This is a genomic window from Bradyrhizobium genosp. A, from assembly GCF_049949275.1.
Classification (GTDB): Bacteria; Pseudomonadota; Alphaproteobacteria; order Rhizobiales; family Xanthobacteraceae; genus Bradyrhizobium.
The window spans coordinates 2,719,819-2,738,874 of the sequence record NZ_CP188196.1; the positions used below are offsets into that span (position 1 = coordinate 2,719,819).

The following is a 19,056-nucleotide window of genomic DNA, read 5'->3' on the forward strand; positions in this document are numbered from 1 at the left end:
CCGCGCCCAGGTCCAGCCGCTTCTGTGGAGCAGGGAAGGTCCAGATTGTCAATAATCTGTCTTGGGGAGGGGTGCCATGACGCCGATCTGGCCGAATATTTCACGGTGTTATTGACAATCAGGGGGCAGGCTGTACCACAATGGCAACGCAGGAGTGGCATGATGACGAGTGGTTTGCGCAAGGGTCTGACGAGCTATGGCGATGCCGGCTTCTCGCTGTTCCTGCGCAAGGCGTTCATCAAGGCCATGGGCTATTCCGACGACGCGCTGGAGCGCCCGATCGTCGGCATCACCAACACCTACAGCGACTACAATCCCTGCCACGGCAACGTCCCGGAGATCATCGAGGCCGCCAAGCGCGGCGTGATGCTGTCGGGTGCGATGCCGTTCGTGTTTCCGACCATCTCGATCGCCGAGAGCTTTGCGCATCCGACCTCGATGTATCTGCGCAATCTGATGGCGATGGACACTGAGGAGATGATCCGGGCTCAGCCGATGGATTCGGTGATCGTGATCGGCGGCTGCGACAAGACGCTTCCCGCGCAAGTCATGGCTGCGATCAGCGCCGACCTGCCGACCGTGGTGATCCCCGTCGGGCCGATGGTCGTCGGTCATCACAAGGGCGAGGTGCTGGGCGCCTGCACCGACTGCCGCAGGCTGTGGGGCAAGTATCGTGCGGGCGAGATCGACGATGCCGAGATCGAAGCCGTGAACGGCCGTCTCGCGCCGTCCGTCGGCACTTGCATGGTGATGGGCACGGCTTCCACCATGGCCTGCATGATCGAAGCCATGGGCCTGTCGCTGCCGATGAGTGCGACCATTCCGGCGCCGCATGCCGAGCGTTTCCGTCTGGCAGAGGCGAGCGGCCGGGTTGCCGCCGGGATGGCCAAGACCAAGGGCCCGAAGCCGAGCGAAGTGCTGACACCGGCCTCGTTCAGGAATGCGCAAGTCGTGCTGCAGGCGATCGGCGGCTCGACCAACGGCCTGATCCATCTGACCGCGATGGCGCATCGCTCGCCACACCGGCTCAACCTCGAAGTGTTCGACCAGATCGGCCGCGAGGTGCCGGTGCTGGTCGATCTCAAGCCGTCCGGCGAGCATTATATGGAGCATTTCCATCACGCCGGCGGCGTGCCGAAACTGCTGGCGCAGCTCGGCGATCTCGTCGATCTCGATGCCAAGACAATCAGCGGCCAGACGCTGAGCGATGTCGTCGCGAATGCCGAGGACGTGCCCGGTCAGAACGCGATCCGGTCGCGCGACAATCCGATCAAGAAGGAAGGCGGCCTCGCCGTCCTGCACGGCAATCTCGCGCCGCGTGGCGCTGTCATCAAGCAGTCGGCTGCGAGCCCAAAACTGTTGCAGCACACCGGGCGGGCGGTGGTGTTCGAATCCGTCGAGGACATGACCTTGCGGGTCGACGACCCCGATCTCGATGTCACCGCCGACGACGTGCTGGTGCTGCGCAATGCCGGCCCGAAGGGCGCGCCCGGCATGCCCGAGGCTGGCTATCTGCCGATTCCGAAAAAGCTCGCGCGCAACGGCATCAAGGACATGGTGCGGATTTCGGACGCGCGCATGAGCGGCACCGCGTTCGGCACCATCGTGCTGCACATCACGCCGGAATCCGCCGTCGGCGGCCCGCTGGCGCTGGTGAAGAACGGCGACAAGATCAGTCTCGACGTGGCCAAGCGCAGCATCGAGCTGCTGGTCGATGCCGCCGAGCTGGAGCGCCGGCGCGCCGCCTTGAGGCCTGCGGCCGCGCCAGATGAAGTGCGGCGCGGCTACGCCTGGCTATTCAACGAAACCATCATGCAGGCCGACGAGGGCTGCGACTTCGACTTTATGCAGAGGACTGGACCAAGGACTGAGAAGGGCTGACAACCACTCGAACGAGCGCCGAGGCCGCTAAAAGCGGCGGGCGATAAAAACAGGGGGAGACGATGATTGCACGATCCTTGCCAAGGTTCTTACATGGATTGGCGGCTGCGGCCGCCATGCTGTTCGTCACGGGCGCGGGGGCGCAGGAGGTGAAGCATTATCGCTTCGCTTATGACCAGCCCCGTAACACCGGCTACTCGATCGCCGGCGACCTCTTTGCCGACAAGCTCAAGGAATTGAGCAGAGGCACCATGATCATCGACCAGTATCCGGGCGCGCAGCTCGGGCAGGAGCCGCAGGTGCTCCAGCTCGTCAAAGCCGGCGACGTCGAATTCTCCATCGTTTCTTCAGCCAATACCGCGACGATCTCGCCGCAGGCCGGCGTTATGTCGCTGCACTACCTGTTCCGCGACGAGAACCACGTGATCAAGGGGCTGGCCGACCCCAACGTGTTCGAGGCCCTCAAGACCATGATCGATGAGACTACGCAGGGTTTGCACCTCATCGGCACGGGCTCGCAGGGCGTGCGCCACATGTACTCCAAGAAGGAGATCCACAATGTCGGCGACATCAAGGGCCTGAAGGTCCGCGTGCAGGCGACCGCCACTGAAGACACCATGTTCCCGGCCTACGGCGCCCAGACCGTGCACATGCCGTTTGGCAGCGTCTACACGAGCTTGCAGACCGGCGTGGTCGACGTCGCCGAGAACAGCATCAACGTCTACCTCGTCAACAAGCACTACGAGGTCGCGCCGGTGCTGAACATCACCGAGCACGAGGCCAACAACGCGCTGGTGTTCGTCTCCGACAAGCTCTGGCAGAGCCTGTCGGCCGAGCAGAAGGGCTGGGTGCAGACCGCGGCGAACGAGATCAGCACCAAGGAGCCGGCAAAGGCGTTCGACCTCGAGCGGGCCGCGGCCGAGAAGCTGAAGAAGATGGGCGTCAAGGTCGTCGATAACGTCGACAAGAAGAGCTTTGCGGCGATCGCCAATCCCTATCTCGACAAGCTCGCCAGGGAGCTCGGCCCGCACGCCGAGAAGATCAAGGACTTGATCCGGTCGATTAATTAGCTCAAGCGCGGCGTGCCGCGCTTTACCTCTCCCCATCGGGGAGAGGTCGGATTGCGCAGCAATCCGGGTGAGGGGCCGCAGCGTTTAGTGAGACTGTAACCCCTCACCCGGACCGCATCTTGCGATGCGGTCCGACCTCTCCCTACGGGAGAGGTGAACGATCGACTAGCACCGTTCCAAAGCCCACTCCTGCGTTAAGCCGGGACGACGAGGGTAACAATGGCCATCGCCGACAAGCTTGTTCTCCAACGCCAGCGCCATCTGAAATGGCGCTGGCTGGACTGGCTCGAGCTGGCGCTCATGATCCTGTGCGGCGTGCTGTGCTTCGGTTTCTCTCTGTCGGTGACCGCCGACATCGTCACCCGTACCATCGGCCATCCCTGGCTGTGGCTCCAGGAAGTCACCTCGACGCTGTTCATTTATGCGATCTTCATCGGGACGGCCGTGGCGACGCGCCGCAACGACCACCTCTATCTCACCGCGATCTCCGAGGCGATGCATGGCACGCCCAGGATCATCGTCGAGACCATCATCCGCCTCATCGTGCTCGGCGTCGCCTTCTGCCTGATCTGGTACGGCTACCAGAACTATCTGCGCGGCTTCGGCAGCTTCCGCCTGCCGTCGGGCACGCCGATCGCCTCGCTTTATGCGATTATTCCGCTCTCCGGAGTCCTGGTCGGCCTGTTCACCATCGAGCAGCTCGTCAATGGCTTGCGCAACGGCTTTGACCATCCCGAGCCACCCGACGAGGACGCCGCGTCGGTCGTGACCGAAGCGCAAATGAGGGCGCAGCCGTGAGCGCACCCGTCGTCCTGGCGTTGATGTCGATCTGCTTCCTGTCGTTCGGCTATCTCGGCGTGCCCGTGCCGTTCTCGCTGATGGCCGGAGTATTCATCGGCGCGATCCTGTCCGACGTGTCGCTCGCCGCGATCATCCAGAAAATCTTTGACGGCGTCGATTCCGAGGCGCTGCTGGCGATCCCGTTCTTCCTGCTGGTCGGCGAGCTCATGAGCTCGGCCAATGTGGTGGTGCGAATAGCAAATCTCTCGGTGTCGCTGGTCGGGCACATCAGGGGCGGGCTGTCGCAGGTCGTGGTCGTCTTCAGCATGTTTTTCTCGGAGATGTCGGGCTCGACCACGGCCGACGTCGCCGTGATGAGCCGCGCACTCGGCGGCCCGATGAAGCGCGAGGGTTACGAGCCCGCCTTCATCGCCGCAATCATTGCGTCGGCCTCGACCATCGCGGCATTGGTGCCGCCGAGCATCACCGCGGTGGTCTATGGCGCGGTCGGCAACGTCTCGATCGCCGGCTTGTTCATGGCCGGCGTGGTTCCCGGCCTGATGATCGGCTTCGGGCTGATGATCTATTGCTATTTCTTCGGGCCCTCGGGCCTGCGCAAGCCCCGCGCGCCGCTACGGCAGATCGTGTTTGCGGCCGGCGACGCGGCCCTGCCGCTGATGATCCCGGTGATCCTGCTCGGCGGCATCCTGACTGGCTGGTTCACGCCGACGGAGGCCGGCGTCGTCGCCGTGGTCTGGATCATCCTGGTCGTGATCCCCGCGCTCAATCGCGGCCATTTCCGGAAGATCCCGTATGATTTCTGCCTCGCCGGCCTGATCTTCTCGCTGCCGCTGATCACCATCGGCGCCGCCAACGCCTTCGGCTGGATGCTCGCGTACTTGCGCGGTGCCAGCTACATCGCCGACATGATCACCTCGATCGCGGGCAACGATCCGCATCTGATCATGCTGCTGATGGTGCTGCTGTTCACCGTGGTTGGCGATTTCATCGAGCCGGTGCCGACCATCATCATCTTCATGCCTTTGGTCAACACGCTGACGGAAGCCGGTGACATCAACGGCGTGCACATGGGCGTGGTGTTGATCGCGACGCTCGCCTTCGGCCTGATTACGCCGCCTTACGGCCTCGTGCTCTTGATGGCGTCGAAATTCGTTGGCGTCAGTTTTGCGAAAGCGCTACGCGCGGCGCTGCCGATCTATGTCGTGTTCTTCGCCACCATTGCGTTTGCGATCTATTTCCCGAGCGTGGTGCTGTGGCTGCCGCAGCAGGTGCTGCCGGAATCGGTCGGCTGCTTCAAGTCGCCGGCGGGGACGGGCTACATCTGTCCGAAGTGAAGGGCTACTTCGCTTTGCTCGTGAACTTCTTCACGGCAACGCGAAACTCCTCCGTGGTCATTGCCATGATGATCTTGTGCTCCTCGGCATCGAGCTGCTGTTTCACTGGCGTGGTGGCGGCCGCATAGACCAGCGACTTGGTGCCGGCGATCGCGGCGGGCGCGTTCTGCGCCAGCCGCTCAGCGAGCTGTCGCGTCGCCGCTTTCAACTCGGTCGCGGGAACGGTCTTGGCGACGAGGCCCCATTCACAAGCCTGCTGCGCCGTAAAACTGTCCTCGGCGAGGAAGATCTGCATGGCGCGGCGCGAGCCGACCGTGCCGACGATCCCGACCGTCGAGCCGCCATCCGGCGACACGCCGATCTTGGCGTAGGCGGGCGTGAACCTGGCATCCTCGGCGGCGATGCAGAGATCGGTGACAAAGGCGAGGCCCATGCCGGCGCCGGCCGCCGAGCCGTGCACACTGGACAGCGAGATCTTTGGCATGCGCCGGATGATCTCGATGAAGGCATGATAGTGCTTGAGCAGCTCGCCGACGACAGGCGTCACCGCGTTGGCCTCAGCCGCGGCACCAATCGTCTGCAGATCGCCGCCGGCGGAGAAGGCGCGGCCTTCGCCTTCGAGGACCACGACCCTGATGGTGTCATCGCCTTCGATAGTGGCCGCGAGCTGTTCGAGCTTTTGCGCGATCGCAAGGTTGATCGAGTTGAACGCGGCAGGGCGGTTGAGCGTGATGGTCGCGATCGGGCCGTCGATCCGCAGCAGCGCGGGATCATCGGGTTGGGAGACGGGAGCTGGCATCGGAAAATCCCCGGCATGAGGTTCGTTGCTGCAACTAAATCGCAGAAGGCGAGGGGTGACAATCCCCATATACGGCCCTTGCGAAAGCCGGAACGATCGGCTCAAATGGGGCTGCCTTCGTTTAGGGACGGACACGAGCGCCGGCTCCTCCTAGGCTAGCCAAGCCAATATTAGCGAGAGAGGAGACGACATGGGTGACGCTCGTGTCTTGCGGAAATGGGCTGTCCAATGACGGATGGTCCGGTGATCATTGTCGGCGCCGGCCATGGTGGCTACCAGGTCGCGGCATCCTTGCGGCAGGCGGGTTTTTCGGACCGCATCTGCCTGATCAATGACGAGGCGCATCTGCCCTATCAGCGGCCGCCGCTGTCCAAGGCCTACATCAAGGGCTCGGCCGGGCCGGAGAGCCTGATGTTCCGGCCGGAGAAATTTTACCAGGACCAGACAATCGAGCTGATCGCCGGCCGCGCCGTGTCGATCGACCGCGCCGCGCGCAAGGTATTGCTGGCCTCGGGCGAGACACTGCCCTACGGCCATCTCGTGCTGGCGACCGGCGCGCGCAACCGGCTGCTCGACCTACCCAACGCCAATCTGCCTGACGTAAAGTATCTGCGCATCCTCGACGAGAGCGAGGCGCTGCGAAAGATCATGCCGTCGAAGACGCGGGTCGTGGTGATCGGCGCCGGCTTCATCGGCCTCGAATTCGCGGCCACGGCGCGGATCAAGGGGCTCGAGGTCGACGTGCTCGAGCTCGCGCCGCGCGTCATGGCGCGCGCTGTGACGGCGGAGGTCTCGGAGTATTTTCAGGCGCGGCACCGCGAGGCCGGCATCCGCATTCACCTCGGCGTGCAGGCAACTTCTATCGAAGCCCAAGGCAGTAAGGATACCGGCAAGGTCACCGGCGTCTCCTTAAGCGACGGCCGGCATTTGCCCGCCGACCTCGTCGTGGTCGGCGTCGGCGTGCTGCCGAACATCGAGCTTGCGGCCGAGGCGGGGTTGCCGGTCGCCGCCGGCATCATCGTGGACGAATATCTTGCGACGGCCGATCCCAATATCTCGGCCATCGGCGATTGTGCGCTGTTCGCGAGCCCGCGCTTCGGCGGCTCGCAGCGGCTGGAATCGGTGCAGAACGCCACCGACCACGCCCGCTGTCTGGCGGCGCGGCTGACCGGCGACAGGAAACCCTATGACAGCCATCCCTGGTTCTGGAGCGACCAGGGCGACGACAAGCTCCAGATCGCAGGTCTCACCACAGGTTACGACCGCGTCGTGCTGCGCGGCGATCCTGCCAAAAAGGCGTTCTCCGCGTTCTGCTACCACGGCGACAGACTGCTCGGCATCGAATCCATCAACCGCGCCGGCGATCACATGTTCGGTCGCAGATTGCAGGCCATGGATCGCTCGATCACGCCGGAGCAGGCCGCCGACGAAAGTTTTGACCTGAAGAGCGCGCTGGCGTGATCAGCCAGCGCTGAGCACCACCGCCACCTCCGCGGCCGTCGGCATCGACGGCCCCGCGCCCATCCGCTGCACGCTGATCGAGGCGGCAGTGTTGGCGAAGGCAAGGGCGGCTCGCAAGGGCACGCCATCGGCAAGCTGCGACGCGAGCGCGCCGACGAAGCAATCGCCGGCGCCCGTGGTGTCGACCGCCTTCACCGCGCGGCCGGGCACTGCGAACTCTTCGCTGGCAGCGAGCGCGAGCACGCCGCGCTTGCCGAGCGTGACGCAAATGGTCTGGTCCTGGCGGGCCTGAAGTTTTCGCGCGACGGCGATGATCTTTGCGGCCTCGTCGTCGTCGGTGAGCTCGGTGCCTGCAAGGAAACCGAGCTCGGTCTCGTTCAGCACCAGGATATCGACCAGCGCGAGCAGCTCGGGCGACATCTTTTGCGCTGGAGCAGGATTCAGCAATGTGGTGGCACCCGCCGCGTGCGCGCGCTGGAAGAACGCGGCAATGGTCGGCAGCGGGATTTCGAACTGGCTGACGGCGACATCGCCCTTCGCCAGCGGCGCATCCGCGACGTCATCAGGGCCGACCAGCGCATTGCTGCCGGGAATGACGACGATGGTGTTGTCGGAGGCCGCGACCGTGATGATCGCGGTGCCGGTGTGCGTCTCGGGCGTCTCCTTGATCGAGCCGGGATCAATGCCCTGAGCCGCGAGGAACGTCCTCAGCTCAGCCCCGAACGAATCCGTGCCCAGCCGCCCGATCAGCATCGTCCTCGCACCAAGCCTGGACGCCGCGACCGCCTGGTTCGCACCCTTGCCGCCCGGAAAATACAGCACCTGCTTGCCCGCGACGGTCTCGCCGACCCTGGGGTGGCGATCGGCGGTCGCCACCACATCCATGTTGATGCTGCCGGCGACGAATACGCGCCCCATGAACAACCCTTTCGAAGTCTAGACCTTGACCTCGAACTCGTGCCTGACTTTGGCGATGTCGACAAGGGTCGGCAGGCCGGCCTCGTTGCCGAGGCGCTGGATCTTGAAGGTCGAGGCAGCACGGGCAAAGTCAAAATGCTCGCGCCAGCTTTTGCCGGGATGGGCGAGGTAGGAATAGATATAGGCGCCGTGGAAGACGTCGCCGGCGCCGTTGGTGTCGATCACGCGCTCGCGCGGGATCGGCATCGCCGGCATGGTCTCGACCGCACCCGTTTCGTTGTACCAGAGCAGGCCCTTCTCACCCATGGTGATGCCGCCGATCTTGCAGCCGCGGCCCTTGAGGTAGTCGAGCATCTTTTCCGGCGTCAGGTCCATTTGCTCGCACAGCCGCTCGGCGACGATCGCGACGTCGATGAACTCCAGCAGCTCATGCGTGTTGGTGCGCAGGCCACCGCCGTCGAGCGAGGTCAGGATGCCGGCCTCGCGGCAGACCTTTGCGTAATGAATCGCCGCATCGGGCTGATGGCCGTCGATATGCAGCGCGCGGCAGCCGCCGAGATTGAGCATCGGAAAGGGATGGATGTGCTCGTCGTCGCGGCAGCGGACGATCGCGCGCTTGCCGTCCTTCGGCATGATGAAGGACAGCGAGGACTGGTTCACCTTCCGCCCATGCAATGAGATTGCGTATTTCGCGCACATGTCCTGGAACATGCGGCCCAGCCAGTCATTGGCCGCGGTGGCGATCAGGTCGGGCACGATGCCGAGCTTGGCGCAGCAGAACGCCGCCGTGACCGCGTTGCCGCCGAAGGAGACCGCGTAGTCCGTTGCCACGTGCTTTTCGTCGCCGGTCGGCATGTGGTCGGTGATGAAGACGACGTCGATATAGGTCTGTCCGATAAAGAGAGCCTGCATTGCTTGTCCGTGATGCGCGTGGTGGTCCCGGCCGGCGGCTTACTTTAACACCGGTTCCGTGCCCGGGACGCTGAATTTATTCGCAAAACCGCCTCGAGCCGCTTGAGGTCGGCATGGGGCCGGAATACGACCATGTCGGGCCAATGCCAAGCCCGGACAAATGCCGTTTTTCGGCCCCAAGGTTCCAGGTCGATCAAATGGGGGAAACATGATCACCGGCCTCGATCACGTCGTCGCTCTGGTCAAGGATATCGGTGCGGCCAAGACGGCCTATCAGACGCTGTTGGGGCGCGCGCCGGCCTGGCAGAATTCCGGCGAGGGCGCCGAACGCGTGCTGTTCACCCTCGACAACATGACCATCGAATTGATGGCGCCGAGCGGCTTCACGGCGACGGCGGACCGCATGCGTGCGCTGCTCGGCGACCAGGATGGCGTGCTCGCCAGCCTGTGCTTTCGTGTCGCAGACATGGGCAAGATGCACCGGCGGCTGGACCGGGTGGCGTTGAAGCCGGATCCCGTCGCCGAGGTCGAGAGCAGCGACGATGTGAGCGGTGCGGCGCTGCACTGGAAGCGCACGCGGGCCGCGACCGAGCTGACGCGCGGCGTGCGCATGTTCTTCCTCGAGTTGGCCGAGGAACGCCCTAAATCGGTTGCGACCGACATTGCGCCGATCGACGGGCTCGATCATGTGGTGATCACCACCGAGGATTCCGATCGCGCCGCCGCGCTCTACGGCGCGCGGCTCGGGCTCGATCTCGCGCTCGACCGCTCCCACCACGACTGGGGCCAGCTGATGTTCTTCCGCTGCGGCGATCTCATCGTCGAAGTGGTGCGCCGCCCCGTCGCGGGCGGCGATCCCCTACATGACCGTCTCTGGGGCCTGAGCTGGCGCGTCGCCGACATCGACGCCACCCGCGCCCGCCTGCTCGCTAGCGGCCTCGACGTCACCGAGGTGCGCAACGGCCGCAAGCCGGGCACGCGGATCATGACGGTGCGCAACGGCACCTGCGGGATCCAGACGGTGCTGTTGGAGCGCTCGCCGAAGCCGGCTGAGTGAGGCGACGCTCTCTCCTCGTCATTGCGAGCGTAGCGAAGCAATCCAGAATCCCTCCGCGGTGACAGTCTGGATTGCTTCGTCGCAAGGGCTCCTCGCAATGACGGCGCCCACGTGTTACATGACATCCTGACAGCACCAGCGAGCACCGGTTTGGCGAAAGCAGCGGCAAAGCGAACTCTGAAATGGCAACGCGATCCCGAGGGGATGCGGCTGCGCATTCTCGAAGCCGCCAAGCAGGAGTTTTCCGCTCACGGGCTCGCCGGTGCGCGCGTCGACCGCATCGCGGCCAACGCCGGCGCCAACAAGCGCATGCTGTACTACCACGTCGGCAACAAGGACGACCTCTATCTTGCGGTGCTCGAAGGCGCCTATGACAAGATCCGCAGCGAGGAGCGGGGGCTCGATCTCGAGCATCTCGATCCGCCCGAGGCCATCAAGCGGCTGATCGAATTCACCTGGGGTTACTTCCTGCGCAATCCGGAATTCCTGTCGCTGCTCCAGACCGAGAACCTTGCGCGCGCAAAGCACCTCAAGCGTTCGACCAAGGTCAAGTCGATGCACTCGCCCTTCGTCGAGATGATCCGCACCGTGGTGCGGCGCGGCGTCGAGAGCGGCGATTTCCAGGTCGCGGTCGATCCGGTGCAGCTCTACATCTCGATCGCGGGCCTCTGCTTTTTCTATCTCTCGAACTCCGCGACGCTGAGCGTGATCTTCGGCCGCGATCTGCTCGCCAAGGATGCCAAGGACCAGCGGCTTGCGCACATGATCAGCCTCGTGCTGGCCGCGCTGACGGGGCAGTCAGCCGCACTGTTCGAGATCGCGAAGGCGCCGAAGTCGCGCGCTGCGGTGGCGCAGACGGTTTAGCGCGTGGGCGTCAAAGCAATGGTCTCGTGCCCCGGACGCAGCGCAGCGCGCAAGTGATGCGCTGCAGAGCCGGGGCCCATGCCACTGCGCGGCGCGTGGCCCCTGGGTCCCGGCTCTGCGCAGCAGCGCAAGGGCGCTGCAGCGCGTCCGGGACACGAAGTCCCCGGTCCAGCCCTGTCATCCAAACGTCCCCGGAACCGGCACAAAACGTCACAGGGGAAACCGCTGGACAGTATTTATCCAACGGGTTAATTTCTCCCCCGAATGAAAAAGAATGCCGGGAGTGAGGCGTGGCTGAGCTGAAGCCGCAAAGTGCGGTGTCCAAGATGCTGAATGCGGCCTGGATCAGGCCGTTTCTGTTCCTGGTTTTCATCGTCGTGGCCTGGGATCTCGCGATCCGGCTGTTCAGAATTCCCGCCTACCAGATCCCGTCGCCGGCCGATGTCGTCGCGGTGCTCCGCTCCGACTGGCCGGAACTGCTGCGCCAATGCTGGCCGACGACCTATGCGACCGTCTGCGGCTTCCTGCTGTCGGCGCTGTTCGGCATTCCTGTCGCGATGCTGATCGCGGGCTCGAAGACGGTGGAGAGCTACGTCTATCCGCTCTTGGTGTTCTCCCAATCGGTGCCGAAGATCGCGATCGCGCCTTTGTTCGTGGTCTGGTTCGGCTTCGGCATTGTCCCGAAAGTGATCTCGGCGTTCCTGCTCGGCTTTTTTCCTGTCGTGGTCTCGGCGGTGCAGGGTTTCAAGTCGGTCGATCCTGATATGGTCGATCTCGCCCGTGCCATGCAGGGCGGCCGGTTCCGGGTTTTTCTCGCGGTGAATCTGCCGCATGCTCTGCCCGCAATCTTCTCCGGTCTCAAAGTATCGGTGACGCTCGCCGTGGTCGGCGCCGTCGTCGGCGAGTTCGTCGGCTCCAACTCCGGCATCGGCTATGTGATGCAGCGCTCGATCGGCACCTTCGACCTGCCGACGATGTTCGCAGCCCTCGTCATCCTCGCACTGCTCGGCGTCATCCTGTTCTGGATCGTCGACCGGATCGAGAAGCTGGTCATTCCCTGGCATGTCAGCCAGCGCGAAGACGTGATTTTCGCTTCTTAACTTAAGCAACGGCCACCAACGGCCGAAACAACAACGACAAGGGAGAGTGACGATGAAGCGGTGGATTGGGGCTGCATCTGTGGCGCTGATGGCGTTTGCGGTTGCACCGGCGCAGGCGGCCGACAAGGTCGTGCTGATGCTCAACTGGTACGTCTATGGCGAGCACGCGCCGTTCTATTACGGCAAGGCCAAGGGCATTTATGCCGCCGAAGGCATCGATCTCGAGATCCAGGAAGGCCGCGGTTCGGCTGCGACGACCCAGGCCGTTGCCGCCAAGACCGCCGACTTCGGCTATGTCGACGTTCCCACCATGATGCGTGCCGCGATCAAGGGCGCGCCTGTGGTGGCAACCGGCGTGCTGCTCCAGACCAGCCCGATGTCCGCCATGGGCTTTGTCGACAAGAACATTAGGAAGCCCGAGGACATCAAGGGCAAGACGGTGGCGATCACGCCGGCCGATTCCATGACCCAGATCTGGCCGCTCTTTCTGAAAAAGACCGGCCTGAAGGAGAGCGACTTCACCACCGTCGCCGGCGATGGCCAGACCAAGCTCAACGCCGTCATCAACGGCCAGGCTGATCTCCTGCTCGGCTACGTCATGGACCAGTCGATGAAGATCAAGGACGCCACCGGCAAGGACGTCTACCCGATCAAGTTCGCCGACTACGGCATCAACATGGTTTCCTCCGGCATCATCGCCAACTCCGACTATGTGAAGGCCAATGCCGATCTCGTCCGCCGCTTCATGTCGGCGACGACCAAGGCGGTCGAAGCCGCGGAGAAGGAGCCGAAGGCGGCAGCGCAGTCGATCCTCGATGCCAATCCCAAGGGCGGCAAGATCGACACGCTGACGCAGGGCTTTGAGCTGACCATTCCGCTCTACCGGACCGCCGAGACCAAGAGCAAGCGGCCATTCCAGGTCACCGACCAGAACATGACGGATTCGGTCAACCTGATGGTCGAATATGGCGGGCTCGACGCCAAGGCCAAGGCGAACCCGAAGGCCTTCTACACCAACGATTATTTGCCGAAGAGTGGCTCGTGAAACCTGCGACGATCGTGAGTGAAGCTGTGCAACCGGCCGCGCATCTGAGACTGGTGAGCGACCGGGCTGCAGGTGATACGTCTGGCATCAAGCTGTCCGGCGTGTCGAAGACCTATCGGACGCGCGACGGCGACGTGCCGTCGCTGCGGCCGCTCGACTTCCATATCAACGACGGCGAGTTCTTCGTCGTGGTCGGCCCAAGCGGCTGCGGCAAGTCCACGCTGCTCAAGCTGATCTCGGGATTGCTGCCGCCGACCACTGGCGAGGTGTTGGTCGAGGGCGAGAAGGTGACGAAGCCGCATGGCAATGTCGGCATCGTCTTCCAGAACGCGTTGCTTCTGCCCTGGCGCAACATTTTGTCCAACGTGATGCTGCCGATCGACATGAAACGGCTGCCGCGGGCCGAATACCTCGCGCGCGCCAAAGCGCTGCTGAAACTGGTCGGACTGGAAGGGTTCGAGAAGAAGCTGCCCTGGCAGCTTTCCGGCGGCATGCAGCAGCGCGCCTCGATCTGCCGTGCGCTGGTCCATGATCCCAGGATCATGCTGATGGACGAGCCGTTCGGCGCACTCGATGCGCTGACGCGCGAGCGCATGAATGTCGAGCTGATGCGGATCCAGCGCGAGACCAGGAAGACGGTGCTCCTGATCACGCATTCGATTCCGGAAGCCGTGTTCCTCGCCGACCGCGTGCTGGTGATGACCGAGCGGCCCGGCGCGGTCGCCGCGATCTACGACGTGCCGCTGCCGCGCCCGCGCTCGCTCGACGTGATGGCCGATCCTGTTTTCACCGAGCTCGTGCAACGCATCCGCAAGCATTTCTTCTCGCAAGGTTCGCTGGACTAGGGATTGATGGGATTGGCTGTCGCGACCACAAGCACAGTGCGCTCCCTCCCCCGCCCGCGGGGGAGGGATGGGGAGAGGGTGTCTCCACTCGCGACAACCCCCAAGAGGAGAAAACCCTCACCCGGCGCTTCGCGCCGACCTCTCCCGCAAGCGGGAGAGGTGCACCGCCGCCTGAGCCAAATCTCGGGAGCCAACTAGCACCATGGCGCCGCGCCTAAAGCTGCGAGATATCGCCTTCTTCGAACGTCCCGTGCATTTCGCGCGGCCGTTCCGCTTTGGCGCTGTTACCATCAACGCGACACCGCAGCTGTTCGTGTGGGTCGAGATCGAGGTCGAGGGCAAGGGGACCGCGGTCGGCGCCAGTGCCGAGCTGCTGGTGCCGAAATGGTTCGACAAGCGGCCGGAGTTGTCGCCGGCGCAGACGGTCGACGGCTTGCGCCACTCGCTACACATCGCGCGCGGCCTTTATCTCGCACGGACCGGATTCTTGACGGCGTTCGATCTGCATGCCTCCTGTATCGGCGCGCAGGTCGCGACGTGTGCAAAGAAGAATATCCCGGCGCTTGCCGCGGCCTATGGCCCGGCGGAAATCGACAAGGCGATCCTCGACGCATTGCTGCGCGCAGCCGAGACCAGCTTCTTCGACGGCATGGCCGGCAACATCGCCGGGATCGATGCACGGCTTTCGCCAGACCTGAAGGAAACGGACCTCACGACGTTTCTCGCCGGCCGCAAGCCGCTGCCCCGTGTTGCCATCAGGCACACCGTCGGCCTCGACGATAACGTCGAGGGCGAGGGCGGCGTTGCCGATGCACGCGAGAACGCCGGTGCGAATTACTTCAAGCTAAAGCTGTCGGGCGACCCGCAAGCCGACGCAACGCGGCTGGCGCGCATTGGCATGGAGCTCGACGCGCTGGGGCGCGGCTACAAGGTGACGCTCGATGCGAACGAGCAATACGCCGACCTTGCGGTGCTGCAGGCGCTGATCGACCGGCTCGATCGCGATCCGGCGCTGCGGTCGATCGCTTCGCGCTTGCTCTATATCGAGCAACCGATGCCGCGCGACATCACCCGGCAATCACCGCTCGGCTCGCTGGCCGCACGCGGCTTCATCATCGACGAAGCCGACGATTCCTACGATGCCTTCCCCGCAGCGCGGGCGCTCGGCTATCGCGGTATCTCCTCGAAATCCTGCAAGGGGCTCTATAAATCCATCGTCAATGCGACGCGCGCGGCGAAATGGAGCGCGGGGGGCGAAAAGTTCTTCGTCACCGGCGAGGACCTCACCTGCCAGGCCGGCCTCGCCGTGCAGCAGGACCTCGCGCTCGGCGCCTTCATCGGTGTGACCCACGCCGAGCGCAACGGCCATCACTATGTCGACGGCTTTGGCGAGACGCCGGCCGCTGAAGCGCAGGCCTTCGCGGCCGCGCATCCCGATCTCTATGCCGATACAGGGCAGGGCATCCGGCTCAACATTCACGACGGCGATCTCCTGACTGGATCGCTTCACGCAACGGGCTTTGCGACCGCGGTCCATCCGGACTGGTCGGCGCTCCGTCCGCTCGAACAGCCAAAATCACTTCAGGAGCATCTGGCATGACCACCCAACGCCTCGGCCTCATCATGAACGGCGTCACCGGCCGCATGGGGCTCAACCAGCATCTGGTCCGCTCGATCGTCGCGATCCGCGAGCAGGGCGGCGTCCGCTTGAAGAACGGCGACCGCGTGATGCCGGATCCGATTCTGGTCGGCCGCAGCGCCGAGAAGGTCGAGGCGCTCGCAAAACGCTTCAACATCGCGCGCTGGACCACCGATCTCGATGCGGCGTTGGCCGACAAGAACGACACCATGTTCTTCGACGCCGCGACCACGCAGGCGCGGCCCGGCCTGCTGACCCAGGCCATCAATGCCGGCAAGCACGTCTATTGCGAGAAGCCGATCGCGACGAATTTTGAGGAGGCGCTCGAAGTCGTCAAGCTCGCCAATTCCAGGGGCGTCAAGCACGGCACGGTGCAGGACAAGCTGTTCCTGCCCGGCCTGAAGAAGATCGCCTTCCTGCGCGACTCCGGCTTTTTCGGTCGTATCCTCTCGGTGCGCGGCGAGTTCGGCTATTGGGTGTTCGAGGGCGGCTGGCAGGAGGCGCAGCGGCCGTCCTGGAATTACCGCGACGAGGACGGCGGCGGCATCATTCTGGACATGGTCTGCCACTGGCGCTACGTGCTCGACAACCTCTTCGGCAACGTCCAGAGCGTCGTGTGCGTCGGCAACACCGATATCCCCGAGCGTTTCGACGAGCAGGGCAACAAGTACAAGGCGACCGCGGATGATTCCGCCTACGCGACCTTCCAGCTCGAGGGCGGCGTCATCGCCCACATCAACATGTCCTGGGTCACGCGTGTCTATCGTGACGACCTCGTCACCTTCCAGGTCGATGGCACCCACGGCTCGGCGGTCGCCGGCCTCACCGACTGCATGATCCAGGCGCGGCAGGCGACGCCGCGTCCTGTCTGGAACCCGGACGAGAAGCGGCTGCACGATTTCTACGGCGACTGGCAGAAGCTGCCCGACAACGTCACCTACGATAATGGTTTCAAGGAGCAGTGGGAGATGTTCATCCGCCACGTCTACGAGGATGGGCCCTACAAGTTCACGCTGCTCGAAGGCGTTAAGGGCGTGCAGCTCGCCGAATGTGCGCTGAAGAGCTGGAAGGAGCGGCGCTGGATCGACGTCGCCCCGATCAAGGCCTGAGGAGGGACGCATGAACAAGCCCGTCCAGCCCAAGCCTGCTCCTTCAATGTCGTCATTGTCGCTCAAGCTGCCGAAGGCCGGTCGCTCGATCGAGACGTATCGGCTCGCGGCCTCGCGCACCTTCCCCGCAAAGCTCGAGGGACCGCTGAACCGCATCGCCTTCTCGGCCGTGCATACGGTCGTCGATCCCTTCGCCGACAACGATCCCTGGCTTTCGGTGGCCGTCGACTGGGACAAGACCATCGCTTTCCGCGAGCACGTCTGGGATCTCGGCCTCGGCGTCGCTGAAGCCATGGACACCGCGCAGCGTGGCATGGGGCTGGACTGGCCGACCTCGCTGGAGCTGATCACGCGTTCGGTCGGGGCCGCGAAGCGCCGCAACGCGCTGGTGTTCTCCGGCGCCGGCACGGATCATCTTGCGGTCGAGGATGCCAAGACCATCGACGATGTCATCCGCGCCTACGAGGAACAGATCTCGGCGGTCGAGAAGGTCGGCGGCCGCATCATTTTGATGGCGTCGCGCGCGCTGGCAAAACTCGGCCGCAATGCCGACGACTATGCCAAGGTCTACGATCGTGTGCTGTCGGGGGTAGCGCAGCCCGTGATCATCCACTGGCTCGGCGACATGTTCGATCCGGCTCTGACCGGATATTGGGGCACCAGGGATCTCGACAAGGCGATGGACATTGCGGTCGCCATCATCAACGGCAATGCCGCGACGGTCGATGGCGTCAAGGTCTCGCTACTCGATAAGCAGCGCGAGATCGACATGCGTCGTCGTCTCGACAAGCGCATCAAGATGTATACCGGCGACGATTTTAATTATGCGGAGCTGATCGCCGGCGACGAGCAAGGCTTTTCGCACGCGCTGCTCGGCATTTTTGACGCGATCGCGCCGGCGGCCTCCTATGCGCTGTCGCGGCTCGCCGCCGGTGATGAAGCCGGTTTCCACGACGTGCTCGGGCCGACGGTGCCGCTGTCGCGACACATCTTCAAGGCGCCGACACGCTTCTACAAGACCGGCGTCGTCTTCATGGCGTATCTCAACGGCCACCAGGATCATTTCACCATGGTTGGCGGCCAGGAGAGCGCGCGCTCGATGCTGCATCTGGCCGAGCTGTTCCGGCGGGCCGATCAGGCCGGCCTGCTCGCCAATCCGGAACTTGCGACGCGGCGGATGAAGACCGTGCTGGCCTCGCACGGGATCGAATCTTGATGCGCGATTTTTCGTCCGACCATCGCTGGCTGTCGCTGAACACGGCGACCGTCCGCAAGCAGGGTGACCTCGTTCAGATCATCGATGCCTGCGCGAAGCATGGCATCCGTGCCATCGATCCCTGGCGTGACCAGGTCGCTTCCGTCGGTCTCGATCGCGCGGTGCGCGCCGTGCGCGATGCGGGGCTTGAGCTCTCGGGCTATTGCCGTGGTGGCATGTTCACCTCGGACGCATCGCGCCGGGGCGAAGTGCGTGACGACAATCGCCGCTGCGTCGACGAAGCCAAGGCGCTGGGCGCGCCTTGCATCGTGCTCGTCGTTGGCGGCTTGCCGCAATATTCGCGGCCTGGCAGCGAGGCGTCGAAGGATATCGTCGCTGCGCGGGGCCAGGTCGAGGAAGCGCTTGCCGACATGCTTGATTACACCAAACAGGCAAACCTGCCGCTGGCGATCGAGCCTTTGCATCCGGCCTATGCGGCTGACCGAGCCTGCGTCAACACGACGAAGCAGGCGCTCGACATCTGCGATCGGCTCGACCCTGATCGTACCGGCAGGCTTGGCGTCGCGCTCGACGTCTATCACATCTGGTGGGATCCGGAGCTGATGGGGCAGATCGCGCGCGCCGGCAAGGATCGGTTGCTGGCCTTCCACGTCTGCGACTGGCTGGTGCCGACCAGGGACATTCTCAACGACCGCGGCATGATGGGCGACGGCGTCATCGACATCAAATCCGCACGCGCCGCCGTCGAGGCGCAGGGCTTTGCCGGCTATTCGGAGATCGAGATTTTCTCCAACGACTGGTGGAGCAAGCCCATGGACGAGGTGCTGCAGACCTGCATTACGCGGCATAAGACGGTGGTATAATTCAGGCACGCGTCGGGCCCGACTATCCGGTGAAAAGTCAGACGATTGCGCTATCATCTAGTCACCGTCAAACTCCGGGCTATCAGTCTTCAATCCGATCTGCGAAGCTGCGACAGCACGAATGCGCTTGTAAGCAAACAGG

17 protein-coding genes are annotated in these 19,056 nt (G+C 63.9%); 14 read left to right on the forward strand and 3 right to left on the reverse strand.

What is annotated here, in order from left to right; genetic code table 11:
- Positions 1-162 precede the first annotated feature (162 nt).
- From ACP2YP_RS12625 to ACP2YP_RS12640, 4 genes are all read left to right on the forward strand, one after another.
- Entirely contained in the window at positions 163-1,881 is a 1,719-nt protein-coding gene (locus ACP2YP_RS12625; protein WP_426424488.1) for an IlvD/Edd family dehydratase, read from the forward strand.
- Between the two features lie 62 nt (positions 1,882-1,943).
- Positions 1,944-2,951, forward strand: coding sequence for a TRAP transporter substrate-binding protein (locus ACP2YP_RS12630; protein ID WP_426424489.1), 1,008 nt, complete (start codon positions 1,944-1,946; stop codon positions 2,949-2,951).
- 219 nt (positions 2,952-3,170) lie between these two features.
- Positions 3,171-3,749 carry a TRAP transporter small permease gene (locus tag ACP2YP_RS12635; protein WP_426424490.1) on the forward strand — a complete coding sequence of 193 codons (579 nt, stop codon included), beginning with the start codon at positions 3,171-3,173 and terminating at the stop codon, positions 3,747-3,749.
- Positions 3,746-5,086, forward strand: a complete 1,341-nt coding sequence (locus ACP2YP_RS12640) for a TRAP transporter large permease (protein ID WP_426424491.1) — start codon at positions 3,746-3,748, stop codon at positions 5,084-5,086. The genes ACP2YP_RS12635 and ACP2YP_RS12640 overlap by 4 nt, the downstream gene beginning before the upstream one ends.
- Positions 5,087-5,090: 4 nt before the next feature.
- On the opposite strand, the gene ACP2YP_RS12645 is transcribed toward ACP2YP_RS12640, so the two are convergent.
- Positions 5,091-5,885, reverse strand: a complete 795-nt coding sequence (locus ACP2YP_RS12645) for an enoyl-CoA hydratase/isomerase family protein (protein WP_426424493.1) — start codon at positions 5,883-5,885, stop codon at positions 5,091-5,093.
- Positions 5,886-6,113: 228 nt separating this feature from the next.
- Here ACP2YP_RS12645 and ACP2YP_RS12650 point away from each other — a divergent pair, with 228 nt between their 5' ends.
- Positions 6,114-7,346, forward strand: a complete 1,233-nt coding sequence (locus ACP2YP_RS12650; RefSeq protein ID WP_426424494.1) for an NAD(P)/FAD-dependent oxidoreductase — start codon at positions 6,114-6,116, stop codon at positions 7,344-7,346.
- On the opposite strand, the gene rbsK is transcribed toward ACP2YP_RS12650, so the two are convergent.
- Together rbsK and ACP2YP_RS12660 are read right to left on the reverse strand one after the other, a co-directional pair.
- On the reverse strand, positions 7,347-8,264 hold the full coding sequence (gene rbsK / locus ACP2YP_RS12655) for a ribokinase (protein WP_426424495.1): 918 nt from the start codon (positions 8,262-8,264) through the stop codon (positions 7,347-7,349).
- A gap of 18 nt (positions 8,265-8,282) precedes the next feature.
- The gene (locus ACP2YP_RS12660) at positions 8,283-9,176 is read right to left on the reverse strand and encodes a sugar kinase (RefSeq protein WP_426424496.1); all 894 of its coding nucleotides are present in this window, start codon (positions 9,174-9,176) and stop codon (positions 8,283-8,285) included.
- Positions 9,177-9,384: 208 nt separating this feature from the next.
- Here ACP2YP_RS12660 and ACP2YP_RS12665 point away from each other — a divergent pair, with 208 nt between their 5' ends.
- The 9 genes from ACP2YP_RS12665 to ACP2YP_RS12705 all read left to right on the forward strand — a co-directional run bounded on the left by ACP2YP_RS12665 (position 9,385) and on the right by ACP2YP_RS12705 (position 18,914).
- A complete protein-coding gene (locus tag ACP2YP_RS12665) occupies positions 9,385-10,233 on the forward strand; it encodes a VOC family protein (RefSeq protein ID WP_426424497.1) in 849 nt (282 codons plus the stop codon).
- Positions 10,234-10,437: 204 nt separating this feature from the next.
- Entirely contained in the window at positions 10,438-11,097 is a 660-nt protein-coding gene (locus ACP2YP_RS12670; protein ID WP_426424498.1) for a TetR family transcriptional regulator, read from the forward strand.
- A gap of 290 nt (positions 11,098-11,387) precedes the next feature.
- Positions 11,388-12,197 carry an ABC transporter permease gene (locus tag ACP2YP_RS12675; RefSeq protein WP_426424499.1) on the forward strand — a complete coding sequence of 270 codons (810 nt, stop codon included), beginning with the start codon at positions 11,388-11,390 and terminating at the stop codon, positions 12,195-12,197.
- 52 nt (positions 12,198-12,249) lie between these two features.
- Entirely contained in the window at positions 12,250-13,242 is a 993-nt protein-coding gene (locus tag ACP2YP_RS12680; protein WP_426424500.1) for an ABC transporter substrate-binding protein, read from the forward strand.
- The gene (locus ACP2YP_RS12685; RefSeq protein ID WP_426424501.1) at positions 13,239-14,087 is read left to right on the forward strand and encodes an ABC transporter ATP-binding protein; all 849 of its coding nucleotides are present in this window, start codon (positions 13,239-13,241) and stop codon (positions 14,085-14,087) included. The genes ACP2YP_RS12680 and ACP2YP_RS12685 overlap by 4 nt, the downstream gene beginning before the upstream one ends.
- Before the next feature lie 202 nt (positions 14,088-14,289).
- The gene (locus ACP2YP_RS12690; RefSeq protein ID WP_426424503.1) at positions 14,290-15,687 is read left to right on the forward strand and encodes a hypothetical protein; all 1,398 of its coding nucleotides are present in this window, start codon (positions 14,290-14,292) and stop codon (positions 15,685-15,687) included.
- A complete protein-coding gene (locus ACP2YP_RS12695) occupies positions 15,684-16,835 on the forward strand; it encodes a Gfo/Idh/MocA family protein (RefSeq protein WP_426424505.1) in 1,152 nt (383 codons plus the stop codon). The genes ACP2YP_RS12690 and ACP2YP_RS12695 overlap by 4 nt, the downstream gene beginning before the upstream one ends.
- A 10-nt stretch (positions 16,836-16,845) precedes the next feature.
- On the forward strand, positions 16,846-18,051 hold the full coding sequence (locus ACP2YP_RS12700; protein ID WP_426424506.1) for a dihydrodipicolinate synthase family protein: 1,206 nt from the start codon (positions 16,846-16,848) through the stop codon (positions 18,049-18,051).
- Entirely contained in the window at positions 18,051-18,914 is an 864-nt protein-coding gene (locus ACP2YP_RS12705) for a sugar phosphate isomerase/epimerase family protein (RefSeq protein ID WP_426424507.1), read from the forward strand. The genes ACP2YP_RS12700 and ACP2YP_RS12705 overlap by 1 nt, the downstream gene beginning before the upstream one ends.
- Positions 18,915-19,056 lie beyond the last annotated feature (142 nt).